We start from the raw sequence: 14,500 nt of genomic DNA, 5'->3' as shown, positions 1-14,500 counted from the left end.
ACCCGGATTTGCGCCTGGCGTCCTCCGTCCACAAAGCGCTCAAAGTGCCGTGCCATAAGCCGCAGCAGGCAGGACTCTCCGTCCTCGCAGTGCTCGCAATGATGTGTTGCGGATGCCACACATAGTGTTTTCCCCTAACCCTCCAGATTTTTATTTTTTCCCGTCAACGACGCTCCTATAATTATCCATACACGAACTGACGTTCCTTATGTGGAACACAGTGCTTCAGGAGAAGGCGAGAAATGACTGAACAATGGCGCTGCGCCGGCCATGCCGGCGACCTGTCCGAAGATGCGCCGCTCGAGTTCAAGCTCGACGGCACGGAGATCGGCATCTACAAGGTGGGCGATGCGCTGTATGCGCTCGAAAACGTCTGCCCCCACGCGTACGCGCTGCTGACGCAGGGGTTTGTCGACGGCGACACCGTCGAATGCCCGCTGCACGAAGCCGTATTCCATATTCCGACGGGCAAGTGCTTGAAGGAGCCCGGCGGCCGCGACCTGAAGATGTATTCGGTCCGCCTTGCCGGCGAAGAAATCCAGATCAAGGTGGAATGACATGCGAGAGGTAGCCGTGAACTTCAATCCCTTCCTGAAGCCGTGGCTTGCGCCGCAGCCGAACAACGTCGCTGGCAAGGGCGTCATCGAAAAGCCGGGCGAGACAGAAAACTTCATCTGGCAAACGCGCAAGGCCGAGCCGACGCAATACGAAAACGACTTCGGCGACGCGCTCGAAAAAGTCTTTGAAGCGGGCGCGGTGGAGTTGCAGGAAGTCGTCGACGGTTTGAACGGCATTGGTTTCCGCACGCCGGAAGGCAATGCGTGGAGCGCCGATCGCCTCGCCGCCGAATTCCGCCTGCTCGCCGAATAAGCGCGCTTTTCCGAACACGTTTCCTCGCATCCGCATCCGGAGTCTCTTCATGACGTCCCCCGCTACAAGTCAACACGCGGCCGATCCGGTCCAGTCGTATCTGGACCGCGGTCTGCGCAATTACTGGTATCCCGTTGCGCCGAGCTGGCAAGTCGGCGACGCGCCGGTCGGCATTACCCGCCTCGGCGATCAGATCGTGCTGTGGCGCGACAAGGAAGGCAAAGTCCACGCGCTCGAAGACCGCTGTCCGCATCGAGGTGCGCGTCTGTCGCTCGGCTGGAACCTCGGCGGCAGCGTCGCGTGCTGGTATCACGGAATTGAAATCAACGGTGGCGGCACGGTTACCAAGGTGCCGGCCGTGTCGGCATGTCCGCTAGAAGGTCAGAAGTGCGTGAAGTCGTATCCGGTGGAAGAACATGCGGGCGCCATCTTCCTGTGGTTCGGCGACGACGCACACAAGGAACCCGCACCGCTCAGGCTGCCGGAGGAACTGGTCGGCGAGGAGTACGCGAGCTTTCTTTGTATGTCGAACTGGAAGTGCAATTACCAGTACGCAATCGACAACGTCATGGACCCGATGCACGGCGCCTATCTGCATGCAACGTCGCATTCGATGGCCGAAGGCGACAAGCAGGCCGACATGCGGGTGCGCAAAACCGAAACGGGCTTGATGTTCGAAAAGGTCGGCCAGCGCGACGTGAACTTCGACTGGGTCGAACTCGGCGAAACCGGTTGCCTGTGGATGCGACTCGCGATTCCGTACAAGAAGAAGTTCGGCCCCGGCGGCAACTTCGGGATCATCGGCTTCGCCGTTCCGGTCGACGAAAACAACTGCCAGGTCTATTTCTGGCGTACCCGCAGGGTGCAGGGCTGGCAGCGCGACGCATGGCGCTTTATGTATCGCAATCGCCTGGAAGGCCTGCACTGGGCCGTGCTCGAGCAAGACCGCTATGTGCTCGAAAGCATGGCACCGAATGCGCGCGAGCACGAATTCCTCTATCAGCACGACGTCGGCATGACGCGAGTGCGCCGCATGTTGCGCCAGCGTGCGCAACAGGACTTAGCCGCGCTCGAAGCGCATGGCGCCGAAGCCGCGCAAACCCAAGCAGCAGGCCACAGCCATGCATAACGACGCGTCCGCGACGCTCAACGGCCGGCGCGTCCTCGTGACAGGCGGCGCGCGCGGCCTCGGCGCGGCGTTTGTGCGCGCGCTGGTGCAAGCCGGCGCTCAGGTCGTATTCGGCGACCTGCTGCACGAAGAAGGGCGCGCGCTCGCTGCGTCGCTCGCGGGGCAGGGTCACGCGGCGATCTATCTTCCGCTCGACCTCGCCGATCCTGAAAGCATCAAGCAATTCGCGGAACAAGGCGCCGCGCGACTCGGCGGAATCGACGCGCTGATCAACAATGCCGCCATCACGAATTCGGGCGGCAAGTTTGCCGATGAATTATCCGTCGATACCTGGGACGCCGTAATGAATGTGAACGTGCGCGGCACCTGGTTGATGAGTACGGCTGTGCTGCCGCATCTGCGCGACTCGGGTCGCGGCAGCATTGTGAACATCGCTTCTGACACGGCAATGTGGGGTGCGCCGAAGCTGCTCGCATATGTGGCGAGCAAGGGCGCAGTGATCTCGATGACGCGCTCGCTCGCTCGCGAATTCGGCGCGCATCAAGTGACAGTCAACGCAATCGCGCCTGGCCTCACCGAAGTGGAGGCAACCGCGTATGTGCCGGCCGAACGTCATGAGTATTACCTGCAAGGCCGCGCGCTGACGCGTGCGCAGGTGCCCGACGACGTCACCGGGCCCGTGCTGTTCCTGTTGTCCGATGCCGCGCGCTTCGTGACCGGCCAGTTGCTGCCGGTCAACGGCGGCTTTGTGATGAATTGATCTTGTCGAATTCAAAGGAGAAAGAGATGGCTGACGCCGATATCGAACGCAAGTCGTGGGAACAACCTGCGGACGCGAGCTTTGCCCAGTGGCTGGACAGCCGCGTCGCGCGCCTGGAAACGCGCCGCTACGACTGGGACGCGCTGAAGTTTCAGGCCGACTACGACCCGAAGTATCGCCGCGCGCAAATGCGCTATGTCGGCACCGGCGGCACCGGCGTAGCGAAGGACATGAATACGGTGCCCGCAGGCGGCTTCACGTTTTCGACGATGGTGATTCCGGCCGGCAATATCGGACCCAGTCATATTCATATGGATGTCGAAGAAATTTTCTTCGTGCTGCGCGGCAAGATGAAAGTGGTCTGCGAAAAGGATGGCGAAACGTGGGAAGCCGTGCTCGGCGAGCGCGATCTGATCTCGGTGCCGCCAGGCGTGTATCGCACGGAAATCAACATCGGCGAGGAAGACGCATTGATGTGCGTGATGCTCGGTTCGCCGAAGCCGATCACGCCCACCTATCCGCCGGATTCGCCGCTCGCGAAGCTCAAGCGCTAAGTCGTCCCTGTACAGATACCACGAAGGAAATCATGTCCGCAGTCCCGTCCGCCGCCGTCGATGCAAACGCCACGCTCGAAGCGCGCCTTGCGCGCTTTCCGGCGCGGCAGATCGAACTGGCGAATCAACGTGTGCTGAGCTATCTCGAAGCGGACGGTGCCGCGAACGACGCGTTGCCGCTCGTCTTGCTGCACGGCATCGGTTCGGGCGCGGCTTCGTGGGTGCAGCAACTCGAAGCACTGGGCGCAAACCGCCGCGTGCTTGCATGGGACGCGCCTGGTTACGGGATGTCCACGCCGGTAGCACCGGAGTCGCCTGTCGCCAGCGACTACGCAAGTGTGCTGACGGAATGGCTCGACGCACTTCACATTGAACGTTGCGTGCTGGTCGGCCATTCGCTTGGCGCGATCATCGCCGGTGCGTTTGCTGCGATCCATCCGCAGCGCGTGTCCGGCCTCTTGCTGTTATCGCCGGCAGGCGGTTACGGCGCGGCCTGCGCAGACGTCCGCGAGACGAAGCGCGATCAGCGCCTCGCCATGTTGAACGAACTCGGCCCGCATGGCCTCGCCGACAAGCGCAGCGCCAACATGTTGTCCCCGCATGCAAGCGACGAAGCCCGCGCATGGGTGCGCTGGAACATGTCGCGCGTGATTGTTCGCGGTTACGCGCAGGCTACGCATCTGCTTGCCAACGCCGACCTCGCCGCCGACCTCGTGCGCTTCAAAGGCCGCATCAATGTCGCGGTCGGTGCCGACGACACCATTACGACTCCCGCAGCCTGCGAGCGGCTCGCGCTCGTCGTGGGGACCCAATTGCAAGTCGTGCCACGCGCGGGGCACGCCGGCTATATCGAAGCATCTGCCGCGTACACCGCGATCATCGACACGTTCTGCCGCGCAAGCGCCGGACAACGGAGCCAATGAATGACGCCCGACACTATCAACGAGCGTGACGCGGAAGACGACCGCAACGACAGCAGCAGCGACACGGGCTACCGGGTGCCGGGTCTGGAGCGCGGCCTGAAGATCCTCACGGAGTTCTCGCCTCGCGAGCCGGTGCTCGGCGCTCCGGAATTGTCGCGCCGCTTGAAGATTCCGCGCACGACGGTCTTCCGTCTGCTGCAAACGCTCGAATCGCTTGGCTTTCTCGAACGCGCCGACAAGGACCGCAACTACCGACTCGGCGTCGCGGTGCTGCGCCTCGGCTTCGAATACTTGAGCTCGCTCGAATTGACCGACCTCGGCTTGCCGATCATCGAAGCGTTGCGCGACGAAACGGGCCTCACGACGCACATTGTGATTCGCGACGGACGCGATGTCGTATTCGTCGCAAAGGCGCAAAGCCACGCGCCGATTTTCAGTTCCGTGAAAGTGAACGTCGGCACTCGCTTGCCCGCGTATGCAACGACGCACGGCCAGGTGCTGATGGGCGACATGACGCTCGACGAGTTGAAGAAGCTCTATCCCGAGCCGGAACTCGAACGCTTCACGAGGCAGACGCCTGCGACCGTGGAGGACCTCTATGAACGGGTCCGCGACGACGCGCGGCGCGGTTTCGCAATCAGCGAGTCGTCGTTCGAGCGCGGCATTTCGGTGGTCAGCGCGCCGGTGCGCAATAACACCGGGCGCATCGTCGCCGTGATCACGACGACGATTCCGCGCCAGGAGATAGACGCATCGCTGCTCGACAGCGGTCTCGTCGACAAGGTACGGCGCGCGGCCGACGAACTGTCGCAACGGCTCAACTACCGGCCGGGCAATGCATCGAACGCGGGCAGCAAATACATGAAGGCATTGGGGCTCAAATGATTCGAATCGATCTGAGCGGGCAGGTGGCGGTGGTGACGGGCGGCTCGTCCGGCATCGGCCTCGCGACAGCCGAGCTGTTCCTGCGAGCCGGCGCTTCGGTTGCGATTTGTGGCCGCAATACCGAGCGTCTTGCGCAAGCCGAGGCGGCGTTGAACGCGCAGTTTCCTGGCGCACAACTGCTCGCGCGCCGCTGCGACGTGCTCGACGCCGAAGACGTCAGCGCTTTTGCGCAAGCGGTGCAAGCGCGCTTTGGCCGCGCTGACATGCTGATCAACAACGCGGGCCAAGGCCGCGTGTCGACCTTCGCCGACACGAGCGACGAAGCGTGGCGCGAAGAACTCGACCTCAAGTACTTCAGCGTGATCCGCCCAACCCGCGCGTTTCTGCCGATGCTTCGCGACGCGGCCAACGGCGGAGCGGCCAACGCGGCCGTGGTCTGCGTGAATTCGCTGCTCGCGCTGCAACCGGAGCCGCACATGGTGGCCACGTCGTCGGCGCGTGCGGGCGTGCAAAACCTCATCAAGTCCCTCGCGGTGGAACTCGCGCCGCAGCGCATCCGCGTCAATTCGATTCTCATCGGCATCGTCGAATCGGGGCAATGGCGCCGCCGTTATGCGAAAGAAGCGCAGCCGGACCAGAGCTGGGAAGACTGGACCGCGGAACTCGCGCGCAAGAAAAACATTCCGCTAGGCCGCTTCGGCAAGCCCGAAGAAGCCGCTCAAGCGCTCTTTTATCTGGCTACGACGCTGTCGTCATACACGACAGGCAGTCACATCGATGTTTCTGGAGGCGTTGCACGACATGTCTAACAAAACCACCGTTGGCGAACTGATCGCCGCTTTTCTCGAGCAATGCGGCGTGAAAACCGCATTCGGCGTGATCTCGATTCACAACATGCCGATCCTCGACGCGATCCACAACCGCGGCAAGATTCGCTACGTCGGCGCGCGCGGTGAAGCCGGTGCCGTGAACATGGCCGACGGTCTTGCGCGCGTTTCAGGCGGCCTCGGCGTGGCCTTCACCAGCACGGGCACCGCAGCGGGCAACGCAGCGGGCGCAATGGTCGAAGCGCTGACTGCGGGCACCGCGCTGCTGCACGTGACCGGTCAGATCGAGACCGAATATCTCGACAAGGATCTCGCCTACATTCACGAAGCGCCTGACCAGTTGTCGATGCTCCAGTCGATTTCGAAGGCTGCGTACCGCGTGCGTTCCGTCGAGACCGCGCTGCCGACGATCCGCGAAGCCGTGCGCGTCGCGCAAACCGCGCCGAGCGGTCCGGTGAGCGTCGAGATTCCCATCGATATTCAAGCCGCTGAAATTGAATGGCCCGCCGATCTGGCCGCGCCGCATATCACCACGCTCACGCATTGCAGCCAGCGCGTCGCGCGACTCGCGGATCAACTGGCGAACGCAAAGCGTCCGCTGTTGTGGCTGGGCGGCGGTGCGCGGCATGCGGCAAAAGCGGTGGAACGCCTCGTCGCGCTGGGCTTCGGTGTGGTGACGAGTGTGCAGGGCCGCGGCATATTGCCCGAAGATCATCCGGCCACGCTCGGCGCGTTCAACGTGCATCCGGCGGTCGAAAGTTTCTACAAGACGTGCGACGCGTTGGTCGTCGTCGGCTCGCGTCTGCGTGGCAATGAAACGCTGAAGTACAAGCTCGCACTGCCGCAGCCGCTCTATCGCATCGACGCCGACGCGCTCGCCGACAACCGCGGCTATCGCAACGAGATGTTCGTTCACGGCGATGCGTCGGCGGTGCTCGAAGAACTCGCCACGTTGCTGGAAGGCCGCGTGAAGGTCGATCCAGCATTCGCGCAAGACCTGGCCTCGGCACGCGAAAGCGCCGTCGCCGATGTGGGCAAGGGCCTGGGTCCGTATAAGCGCCTCGTCGACGCGTTGCAGGAAGCAGTGGGCCGCGACTACAACTGGGTGCGCGACGTCACGATCTCGAACAGCACGTGGGGCAACCGCATGCTGAAGATCTTCTCGCCGCGCGCGGGCGTGCATGCGTTGGGCGGTGGCATCGGCCAGGGCATGCAGATGGGTATCGGCGCGGCGCTCGCGAACAGCGCGGCGAAAACTGTGTGCCTCGTCGGCGATGGCGGCTTGATGGTGAACGTCGGCGAACTCGCAACGGCTGTGCAGGAAAACGCCAACGTCATGATCGTGCTGATGAACGACCAATGCTATGGCGTGATCCGCAACATTCAGGATGCGCAATACGGTGGCCGTCGCTGCTACGTCGATCTGCATCAGCCGGACTTCGCGCAGTTCTGCGACAGTCTGAAGCTCACGCACTACCGCATCAAGTCGCTCGATCAGGCCGACGCGATCATTCGCGAAGGCATGGCGAAGACCGGACCGGTGCTGGTTGAAGTGGACATGCTGTCGGTCGGCTCGTTCGCGACCGCTTTCGCGGGGCCGCCGGTCAAGGAAGAGGAGCCGGAACATGCGTGACGCGGGCTACGCGGGGCACCACGCTCCCGTCGATGTCGCGATGATCGGCTTCGGCGCGATCGGCCAGGCGGTGTATCGCTCGGTCGCCGCCGATCCGACGGTGCGCGTGTCGCACGTGATCGTGCCGGAGCGTCATATGAATTCGGTGCGCGAAGTGGTCGGCTCGACGGTGGACGTGGTGGCTTCAGTGTCCGCATTGAGCAGCCGCCCGCATTTCGCTCTGGAATGCGCCGGTCACAGCGCACTGGTCGATCACGTGGTGCCGCTGCTGAAAGCCGGCACGGATTGCGCGGTGGCGTCGATCGGTGCGTTGTCCGATGTGATGTTGCTGGACGCATTGTCAGCCGCTGCCGATGAGGGCGACGCGACGTTGACGCTGTTGTCCGGCGCAATCGGCGGAGTCGATGCATTGGCCGCGGCGAAGCTCGGTGGCCTCGACGAAGTGCTGTACACGGGCCGCAAGCCACCCACGGGCTGGCTCGGTACGCCCGCGGAACAGGTCTGCGATCTGAACACGTTGAAGGAAGAGAAGGTGATCTTCGAAGGCAGCGCACGAGAAGCGGCGCGGCTCTATCCAAAGAACGCCAACGTTGCGGCGACCATCGCTCTGGCCGGGCTCGGCCTCGACCACACGACAGTTCGACTGATTGCCGATCCGAACGTGACCCGAAATGTGCACCGCATTCTTGCGCGCGGCGCATTCGGCGAGATGTCGCTGGAAATGTGCGGCAAGCCGCTGCCCGACAACCCCAAGACGTCGGCATTGACCGCGTACAGCGCGATTCGTGCGCTACGCAATCGCGCGGCCCGCTGCGTGATCTAGTGATTTAGACGATTCAAGCCAGCAGCTTGAGCAAACCGGAATGACCGACATGACTCACTTCGATACCAGCCTTGTGCCGACCGGCGATATTTTTATCGGCGGCGAATGGCGGCAGGGGCGTGGCAACCCGTATAAAAGCCTGTATCCGGCGGACCAGTCGGTCAACATGGAGATTTCAACAGCCACCGCAGACGACGCCCGCGAAGCCGTGGAAGCGGCTGACATCGCATGGCGTAAAGCAGATTGGTCGGGGTTGAAGCCGCATCAACGCGCGCTGATTCTGTATCGCATCGCTGATCTGATCATGGCGCGTCACGAAGCGCTCGCGCAGTTGCAGCGCCGCGATAACGGCAAGCCAATTGGCGAAACGCGCGTGCTGGTGGCTAGCGCCGCGAACACGTTTCGCTATTTCGCGGCATGCCTCGAAACGCTCGACGAAGAAGTCACGCCCTCGCGCGGCGATTATCTGACCATGAGCGTCTACGAACCGATCGGCGTGATCGCTGCGATCACGCCCTGGAATTCGCCGATTGCATCTGACGCGCAGAAACTTGCGCCGGCATTAGCGGGCGGCAACGCCGTGGTGCTGAAGCCCGCTGAGGTGACGCCGCTGGTGTCACTGGCGTTGGCCCGCATCTGCGAGGAAGCGGGCGTGCCGAAAGGCGTAATCAGCGTGTTGCCGGGCAAAGGCTCGGTGATCGGCGACGTGCTCGTGCGTCATCCGCTCGTGAAGAAGGTCTCGTTCACCGGCGGCACGGAGGTCGGCCGCGGCATTGCGCGGATCGCTGCGGACAAGTTGATGCCGGTCTCGCTCGAACTCGGCGGCAAATCGCCGACCATCGTTTTCGACGACGCCGATCTCGACCATGCGGTCAACGGTGTGCTGTACGGCATCTTCAGTTCGTCCGGCGAGGCTTGTATTGCGGGCTCGCGTCTCTTCGTGCAGCGCTCGGTCTACGACGCGTTCATGAAGCGTCTCGTTGAAGGCGCGCGCAAGTTGCGCGTGGGCGATCCGTCGCGAGCGGAAACGCAGATGGGTCCGTTGATTACGCAAGCCCACCGCGAAACCGTCGAGCGTTACGTGGCGCTCGGTCTCGAAGAAGGCGGACGTCTGCTGTGCGGCGGCGAACGCCCGGTTGGCGATGGCCGTGAACAAGGCACCTATTTTCAGCCGACGATTCTCGAAGGCCTCTCCAACAACGCTCGCATCTGCCAGGAAGAAATCTTCGGGCCCGTGCTGGTGGCAATGCCGTTCGACGACGAGGCATCCCTGCTGAAGGAAGCGAACAACAGCGTGTTCGGCCTCGCTGCCGGCATCTGGACGCGCGATTACAAGCGCGCCTACCGGACCGCCCGCGCGCTGGAAGCCGGCACCATCTGGATCAATACCTACAAGCTGTTCTCGATCTCGACGCCGTTCAGCGGCTGGAAAGAGAGCGGCATGGGACGCGAGAAAGGCCGGCTCGGCATCCGCGAATACATGCAACAGAAGAGCCTCTACTGGGGCTTGAACGACGCGCCGCTGGCGTGGGCAAACTAGGCAAGAGGCACGTTATGACGATTCTCGGCATTGAACAGATTATCTACGGCGTGACGGATCTCGCTACCTGTCGCCGCTTTTTCGCGGACTGGGGCTTGAAGGAAGTCGCGCACGACGAAACGCATGCGCGCTTCGAGACGCTCAACGGCTGCACGGTTCTCGCCGTTGACGCAAAGGACCCGTCGCTGCCTCCTGCATTCGAAGAAGGTCCCACGCTGCGCGAAGTGACGTGGGGCGTGGCGAGCAAAGAAGAGCTCGACGAATTGCGTGGACGCTTTGCCGGTCAGCCAGGCCATTTTGAAACCGACGACGCGGTCGGCTGCATCGACCCGAACGGCATGGCGATTCGCGTGGAAGTGACCCGCAAACGTGCGCTCGACATTCACGGCTCGCCGTCGAACGTGTGGGGCCAAACGTTGCGCGTCGATCAGCCATCGCCAATTTATGAACGCGCCGAACCGGTTGAAGTGGGCCACGTCGTGTTCTTCACAAACAAGCTTGCCGAACAGGAAAAGTTTTATCAGGAACTGCTCGGCTTCGAAATGTCGGACCGTTATCCGGGCCGCGGCGCGTTCATGCGCTGTGCGCCGCACGGCGGTCATCACGACATTTTCCTGCTCGCGCTGCCCAACGGTAAGCGCGGTTTGAATCACGTCGCGTTCACCGTCCGCGACATCCATGAAGTTTTCGGCGGCGGCATGCATATCAGCCGCTGCGGTTGGGACACGCAGCTTGGGCCGGGACGCCATCCGGTTTCGTCGGCGTACTTCTGGTACTTCCAGAATCCGGCGGGCGGCCTGATCGAGTACTACGCGGACGAAGATCAACTCACGCCCGAATGGCAGCCGCGCGACTTCGAACCCGGCCCGACCGTGTTCGCCGAATGGGCGATCGACGGCGGCATCGACGGCAATACGCGTCGCCAGAAAAACGCGAAGGCGCCGGAAGGCAAGTTCATGACGGAGCGCAAAAATGACTGATGCTGCTACCGCAAAAGCGCAGGCCGCGCATGCCGAACTCGAAGCGCCGCGCACGATTGTCGTGATCGGCGGCGGCCAGGCGGCTGGTTGGGTCGTGAAGACGTTGCGCAAGGAAGGCTTTGACGGCCGCCTCGTGATGATCGCCGACGAAGTGCATTTGCCCTACGAACGCCCGCCGCTTTCAAAGGCCGTGCTTTCGGGCGAAGCGGATATCGACACAGTACGTCTCGTGAAGCCCGACGATTTCGACGCGCTGAATATCGAAGCATGGCAGCCGGATTGCGCGACGTCGATCGATCGCGAGCAGCGCATTGTACGCACGCAATCAGGACGCGAAGTGCAATACGACCGCCTCGTGATCGCGACAGGCGGCGCGGCGCGGCGCTTGCCCGATTCGCTGGTAAGTACATCGCACATCGCCTATCTGCGCACACTCGACGAAGCCGTTGCGCTCGGCGAGCGGCTGCGTGCAAGCAAGCGCGTGCTAGTGGTGGGCGGCGGCTGGATCGGCCTGGAAGTCGCGGCGACAGCGCGCAAGCTCGGCGTGGATGCAACCGTGGTGGAAGGCGCGCCGCGTCTTTGCGCGCGCTCGTTGCCGCCGATGGTGTCCGATTTTCTCCTGCAACTGCATCGCGCGAATGGGGTTGATGTGCGCTTGAGCGCTGCGCTCACTAAGCTCGAAGATCATCCGAACGACGCCAAGCGCATTCGCGCGACGTTCGCCGACGGCTCGACGTTAGACGCCGATTTCGCGGTGGCCGGCATCGGTCTGACTCCGCATACGGCGTTGGCCGAAGCGGCGGGCGTCAAGGTGCAGGACGGCATCGTGGTCGACCATTTTGGCGCGACTGACGACCCGCGCATTTTCGCGTGCGGCGATGTGGCGAACCATCCGAGCGCGTGGCTCAAGCGCCGTGTGCGGCTCGAATCGTGGGCCAATGCTCAGAACCAGGCGATTGCCACGGCGAAAGCGCTACTCGGCACCTTCGAACCGTACGCGGACATTCCGTGGTTCTGGTCTGATCAGTATGACGTCAATCTGCAGATTCTCGGCGACATTCCCGCCGATGCACAGCTTGCGGTACGCGGCGATCTGCTGGCGAAGCGCGCGACGCTTTTCCATCTGGAAGACGGCGCCATTCGCGGCGTGATCGCCATCAACACTCCACGCGAGCTCAAGCTTTCGCGCAAGTGGATGAATCAAGGCCGGACGATCGACCTTGCGACATTGACCGACGCCTCAACGGCGCTTGCCTAACCACATCTACGGACGGCACAACGGCATGAGAACCATCGACAACACAATTGCGGAGCGCAGCGGTGCTGGCGTCTCCGGGCCCGTGACGAGAGGCTCGATCATCGCGCGACTCGAGCGGCTGCCGAAGAATGCAATGCAGGTCCGTGCGCGGATTCTGATCGGTCTGGCGACATTCTTCGACGGCTTCGACGTGATCGCGATCGCGGCCACGTTGCCGGTTCTGATCGCGAAGTGGCATCTCACGCCGTGGGAAATCGGCTTTCTGATCGGCTCGGGTTCGGTCGGCCAATTGATCGGTGCGTTCGTGTTTCCGTGGTACGCCGAGCGTCATGGGCGCGTGCGTGCAATTGCGTTGAGCTCGGGGATTATCGGCATTACAAGTATCGCGTGCGGATTTGCGCCGACGTTCGCCGCGTTTGTCGTACTGCGTGTGATTCAAGGGCTCGGACTCGGTGGCGAATTGCCAGTCGCGGCGACCTACATCAACGAAATCAGCCGGGCGCATGGGCGCGGGCGCTTCGTGCTGTTGTATGAGATCGTTTTTCCGGTGGGGCTACTGGCTTCGAACGCGTTGGGCGCGTGGATCGTGCCGCGTTTCGGCTGGCAAGCGATGTATTTCATCGGCGGCATGCCGTTGATTCTGTTCTTCGTGCTGCGCAAGCTCGTTCCCGAATCGCCGCGTTGGCTTGCCGAACGTGAACGTATGGCCGATGCCGATGCAGCGGTGCATGCATTCGAGCGTGCCGCCAAGGGTCCGCTGCCGCCGGTCGCGCACTCGGCCGAGTTCGAAGCGATGGCGAATCGTCATCCGAAGCGCCGCATGGGCGATCTGTTCGGTCCCGCGTACCTGAAGCGCACGTTGGCCGTTGCGATGTTGTGGATCACGTGCGGCTTCATTCAGTACGGTCTCTCGACCTGGCTGCCGACCATCTATCGCACGATTTATCACGCGCCGCTGCAATTGGCGCTGAATCTGGCGGTGGCCGCTTCGGTGCTTGGCGTAGTCGGGTCGTTGACGTGCGCGTTGCTGGTGGACAAGGTGGGCCGCAAGCCGATCATCAACCTGTCGTTCGTGGCGTGCGCCGTGTCGTTGCTGCTGGCAGGCGTGTTCCACGAGTCGTCGGTGTATGTGGTGGCGACGTTCTGCGCATTCTCGCTGGGCTTCCTCGCTTGCGGCTTTATCACCGCTTACGTGTACACGCCGGAGTTGTACCCGACCAGCATTCGTGCAATGGGCTGCGGTGTCGGCGGCGCGTGGCTCAAGGTCGCGGCCATTTTTGCACCGGCCATTGTGTCGAAGACGATGATCGGCGGCAATTTGCAGGTAGCGTTTTATATTCTCGCCGCAGTGCCGTTTCTTGCGGCGGTGGCGGTGCATTTTCTCGGCATTGAGACCAAGGGTAAGGTGCTTGAGCAGTTGGAAGCTTGAAGAGGGTTTTCGGTGGGCGGTGATGTAGTGCCGCAATTGCAGGGGACGAAGGGCGCACTGGGTGGTGCGCCTTTTGTTTTTTCAGGTGCACTCGGCATTTCCGTCACCACGCTGCACGCATCACATCTGTTTCCGATACACCACAAACCCCGACTTATCGGCCACTGTGTCATACAACCGCATCGCGGTGTGATTCGTCTCATGCGTTTGCCAGTACACGCGTTGCGAACCATCGGCCTTCGCCCGCGCATACACCGCTTCGATCAGCGCGCGGCCCACGCCCTTGCCGCGCTCGGACTCCAACGTGTACAGGTCTTGCAAATAGCAGATTGGTCCCGCCAGCGTCGTATGACGGTGATAAAGAAAATGCACGATGCCGACCAGCTCGCCATGACGTTCAGCGACCATTGCATGCATCGGTTCGTAGCAATCGAAAAACCGGCCCCACGTGAGATGCGTGATTTCACGCGGCAGTGCCGTGTCGCCCGAGCGGCCATAGAACGCGTTGTACGCATCCCATAGCGGCAACCAGGCATCGAAATCCTGGTGTGTGACGGGGCGGATCTGAATCGTGTCGGACATGCGCGGCTCCTTGTCGATAAGCGAGCCATCGCACAACGCCATGAATTGCTTTCACGTATCGAAGCAGACGCCGGCTCGCAAACCGCCAGCATATGAAAATCAGCCGGCTATTGTTAGCTCCACAGCATGCCTTGGATTTGGGACCACGCATCGGCGTAGAAGCGGGAAGCCGACGCCAAGGCGACCGCTGCCCTGTTGCGTCACGGCCCACAGGATCTAATGCAGCGCCGTCAGTGCCGGCTCGTCGATGTCGTCGTGATGCGGAACGGAAAGCCCGTTCGCGTCGGTCATCCCGTTATCACACCGT

Annotated in this window: 15 protein-coding genes; 14 read left to right on the top strand and 1 reads right to left on the bottom strand. The window is 62.4% G+C overall.

The annotated features are described in order from the left end of the window. Positions 1–242 precede the first annotated feature (242 nt). The 14 genes from BCA01S_RS23380 to BCA01S_RS23315 are packed head-to-tail and all read left to right on the top strand — an operon-like array spanning position 243 to position 13,611. Positions 243–557 carry a non-heme iron oxygenase ferredoxin subunit gene (locus BCA01S_RS23380; RefSeq protein WP_020068683.1) on the top strand — a complete coding sequence of 105 codons (315 nt, stop codon included), beginning with the start codon at positions 243–245 and terminating at the stop codon, positions 555–557. 1 nt (position 558) lies between these two features. Next, the gene (locus BCA01S_RS23375) at positions 559–870 is read left to right on the top strand and encodes a recombinase-like helix-turn-helix domain-containing protein (protein ID WP_020068684.1); all 312 of its coding nucleotides are present in this window, start codon (positions 559–561) and stop codon (positions 868–870) included. Between the two features lie 49 nt (positions 871–919). Next, the gene (locus BCA01S_RS23370; protein WP_027778999.1) at positions 920–1,999 is read left to right on the top strand and encodes an aromatic ring-hydroxylating dioxygenase subunit alpha; all 1,080 of its coding nucleotides are present in this window, start codon (positions 920–922) and stop codon (positions 1,997–1,999) included. Further along, positions 1,992–2,759, top strand: coding sequence for an SDR family oxidoreductase (locus tag BCA01S_RS23365; RefSeq protein WP_027778998.1), 768 nt, complete (start codon positions 1,992–1,994; stop codon positions 2,757–2,759). The genes BCA01S_RS23370 and BCA01S_RS23365 overlap by 8 nt, the downstream gene beginning before the upstream one ends. Positions 2,760–2,785: 26 nt before the next feature. After that, positions 2,786–3,313, top strand: a complete 528-nt coding sequence (locus BCA01S_RS23360) for a cupin domain-containing protein (protein ID WP_027778997.1) — start codon at positions 2,786–2,788, stop codon at positions 3,311–3,313. A 32-nt stretch (positions 3,314–3,345) separates the two neighbouring features. After that, on the top strand, positions 3,346–4,236 hold the full coding sequence (locus tag BCA01S_RS23355) for an alpha/beta fold hydrolase (protein WP_027778996.1): 891 nt from the start codon (positions 3,346–3,348) through the stop codon (positions 4,234–4,236). Beyond that, positions 4,237–5,121: an IclR family transcriptional regulator gene (locus tag BCA01S_RS23350; RefSeq protein WP_027778995.1), complete on the top strand. Its 885-nt coding sequence runs from the start codon at positions 4,237–4,239 to the stop codon at positions 5,119–5,121. Then, positions 5,118–5,930 carry an SDR family oxidoreductase gene (locus tag BCA01S_RS23345; RefSeq protein ID WP_027778994.1) on the top strand — a complete coding sequence of 271 codons (813 nt, stop codon included), beginning with the start codon at positions 5,118–5,120 and terminating at the stop codon, positions 5,928–5,930. Before BCA01S_RS23350 ends, BCA01S_RS23345 begins: the two co-directional genes overlap by 4 nt. Beyond that, entirely contained in the window at positions 5,923–7,581 is a 1,659-nt protein-coding gene (locus BCA01S_RS23340) for a thiamine pyrophosphate-binding protein (RefSeq protein ID WP_027778993.1), read from the top strand. The genes BCA01S_RS23345 and BCA01S_RS23340 overlap by 8 nt, the downstream gene beginning before the upstream one ends. Continuing rightward, positions 7,574–8,404: an aspartate dehydrogenase gene (locus BCA01S_RS23335; RefSeq protein WP_027778992.1), complete on the top strand. Its 831-nt coding sequence runs from the start codon at positions 7,574–7,576 to the stop codon at positions 8,402–8,404. The genes BCA01S_RS23340 and BCA01S_RS23335 overlap by 8 nt, the downstream gene beginning before the upstream one ends. A 49-nt stretch (positions 8,405–8,453) precedes the next feature. Further along, a complete protein-coding gene (locus BCA01S_RS23330; protein ID WP_027778991.1) occupies positions 8,454–9,944 on the top strand; it encodes an aldehyde dehydrogenase in 1,491 nt (496 codons plus the stop codon). A 14-nt stretch (positions 9,945–9,958) separates the two neighbouring features. Beyond that, complete coding sequence (locus BCA01S_RS23325) at positions 9,959–10,924, top strand: VOC family protein (protein WP_027778990.1); 966 nt, start codon at positions 9,959–9,961, stop codon at positions 10,922–10,924. Beyond that, positions 10,917–12,182 carry an NAD(P)/FAD-dependent oxidoreductase gene (locus BCA01S_RS23320; RefSeq protein ID WP_027778989.1) on the top strand — a complete coding sequence of 422 codons (1,266 nt, stop codon included), beginning with the start codon at positions 10,917–10,919 and terminating at the stop codon, positions 12,180–12,182. Before BCA01S_RS23325 ends, BCA01S_RS23320 begins: the two co-directional genes overlap by 8 nt. A 25-nt stretch (positions 12,183–12,207) precedes the next feature. Further along, positions 12,208–13,611: an MFS transporter gene (locus BCA01S_RS23315; RefSeq protein WP_027778988.1), complete on the top strand. Its 1,404-nt coding sequence runs from the start codon at positions 12,208–12,210 to the stop codon at positions 13,609–13,611. Positions 13,612–13,731: 120 nt separating this feature from the next. On the opposite strand, the gene BCA01S_RS23310 is transcribed toward BCA01S_RS23315, so the two are convergent. After that, entirely contained in the window at positions 13,732–14,193 is a 462-nt protein-coding gene (locus BCA01S_RS23310; protein WP_027778987.1) for a GNAT family N-acetyltransferase, read from the bottom strand. Positions 14,194–14,500 lie beyond the last annotated feature (307 nt).

The sequence above is a fragment of the Paraburkholderia caledonica NBRC 102488 genome (assembly GCF_000685095.1).
Lineage (GTDB): Bacteria > Pseudomonadota > Gammaproteobacteria > Burkholderiales > Burkholderiaceae > Paraburkholderia > Paraburkholderia caledonica.
This window is presented reverse-complemented; position numbering and strand designations above follow the sequence as displayed.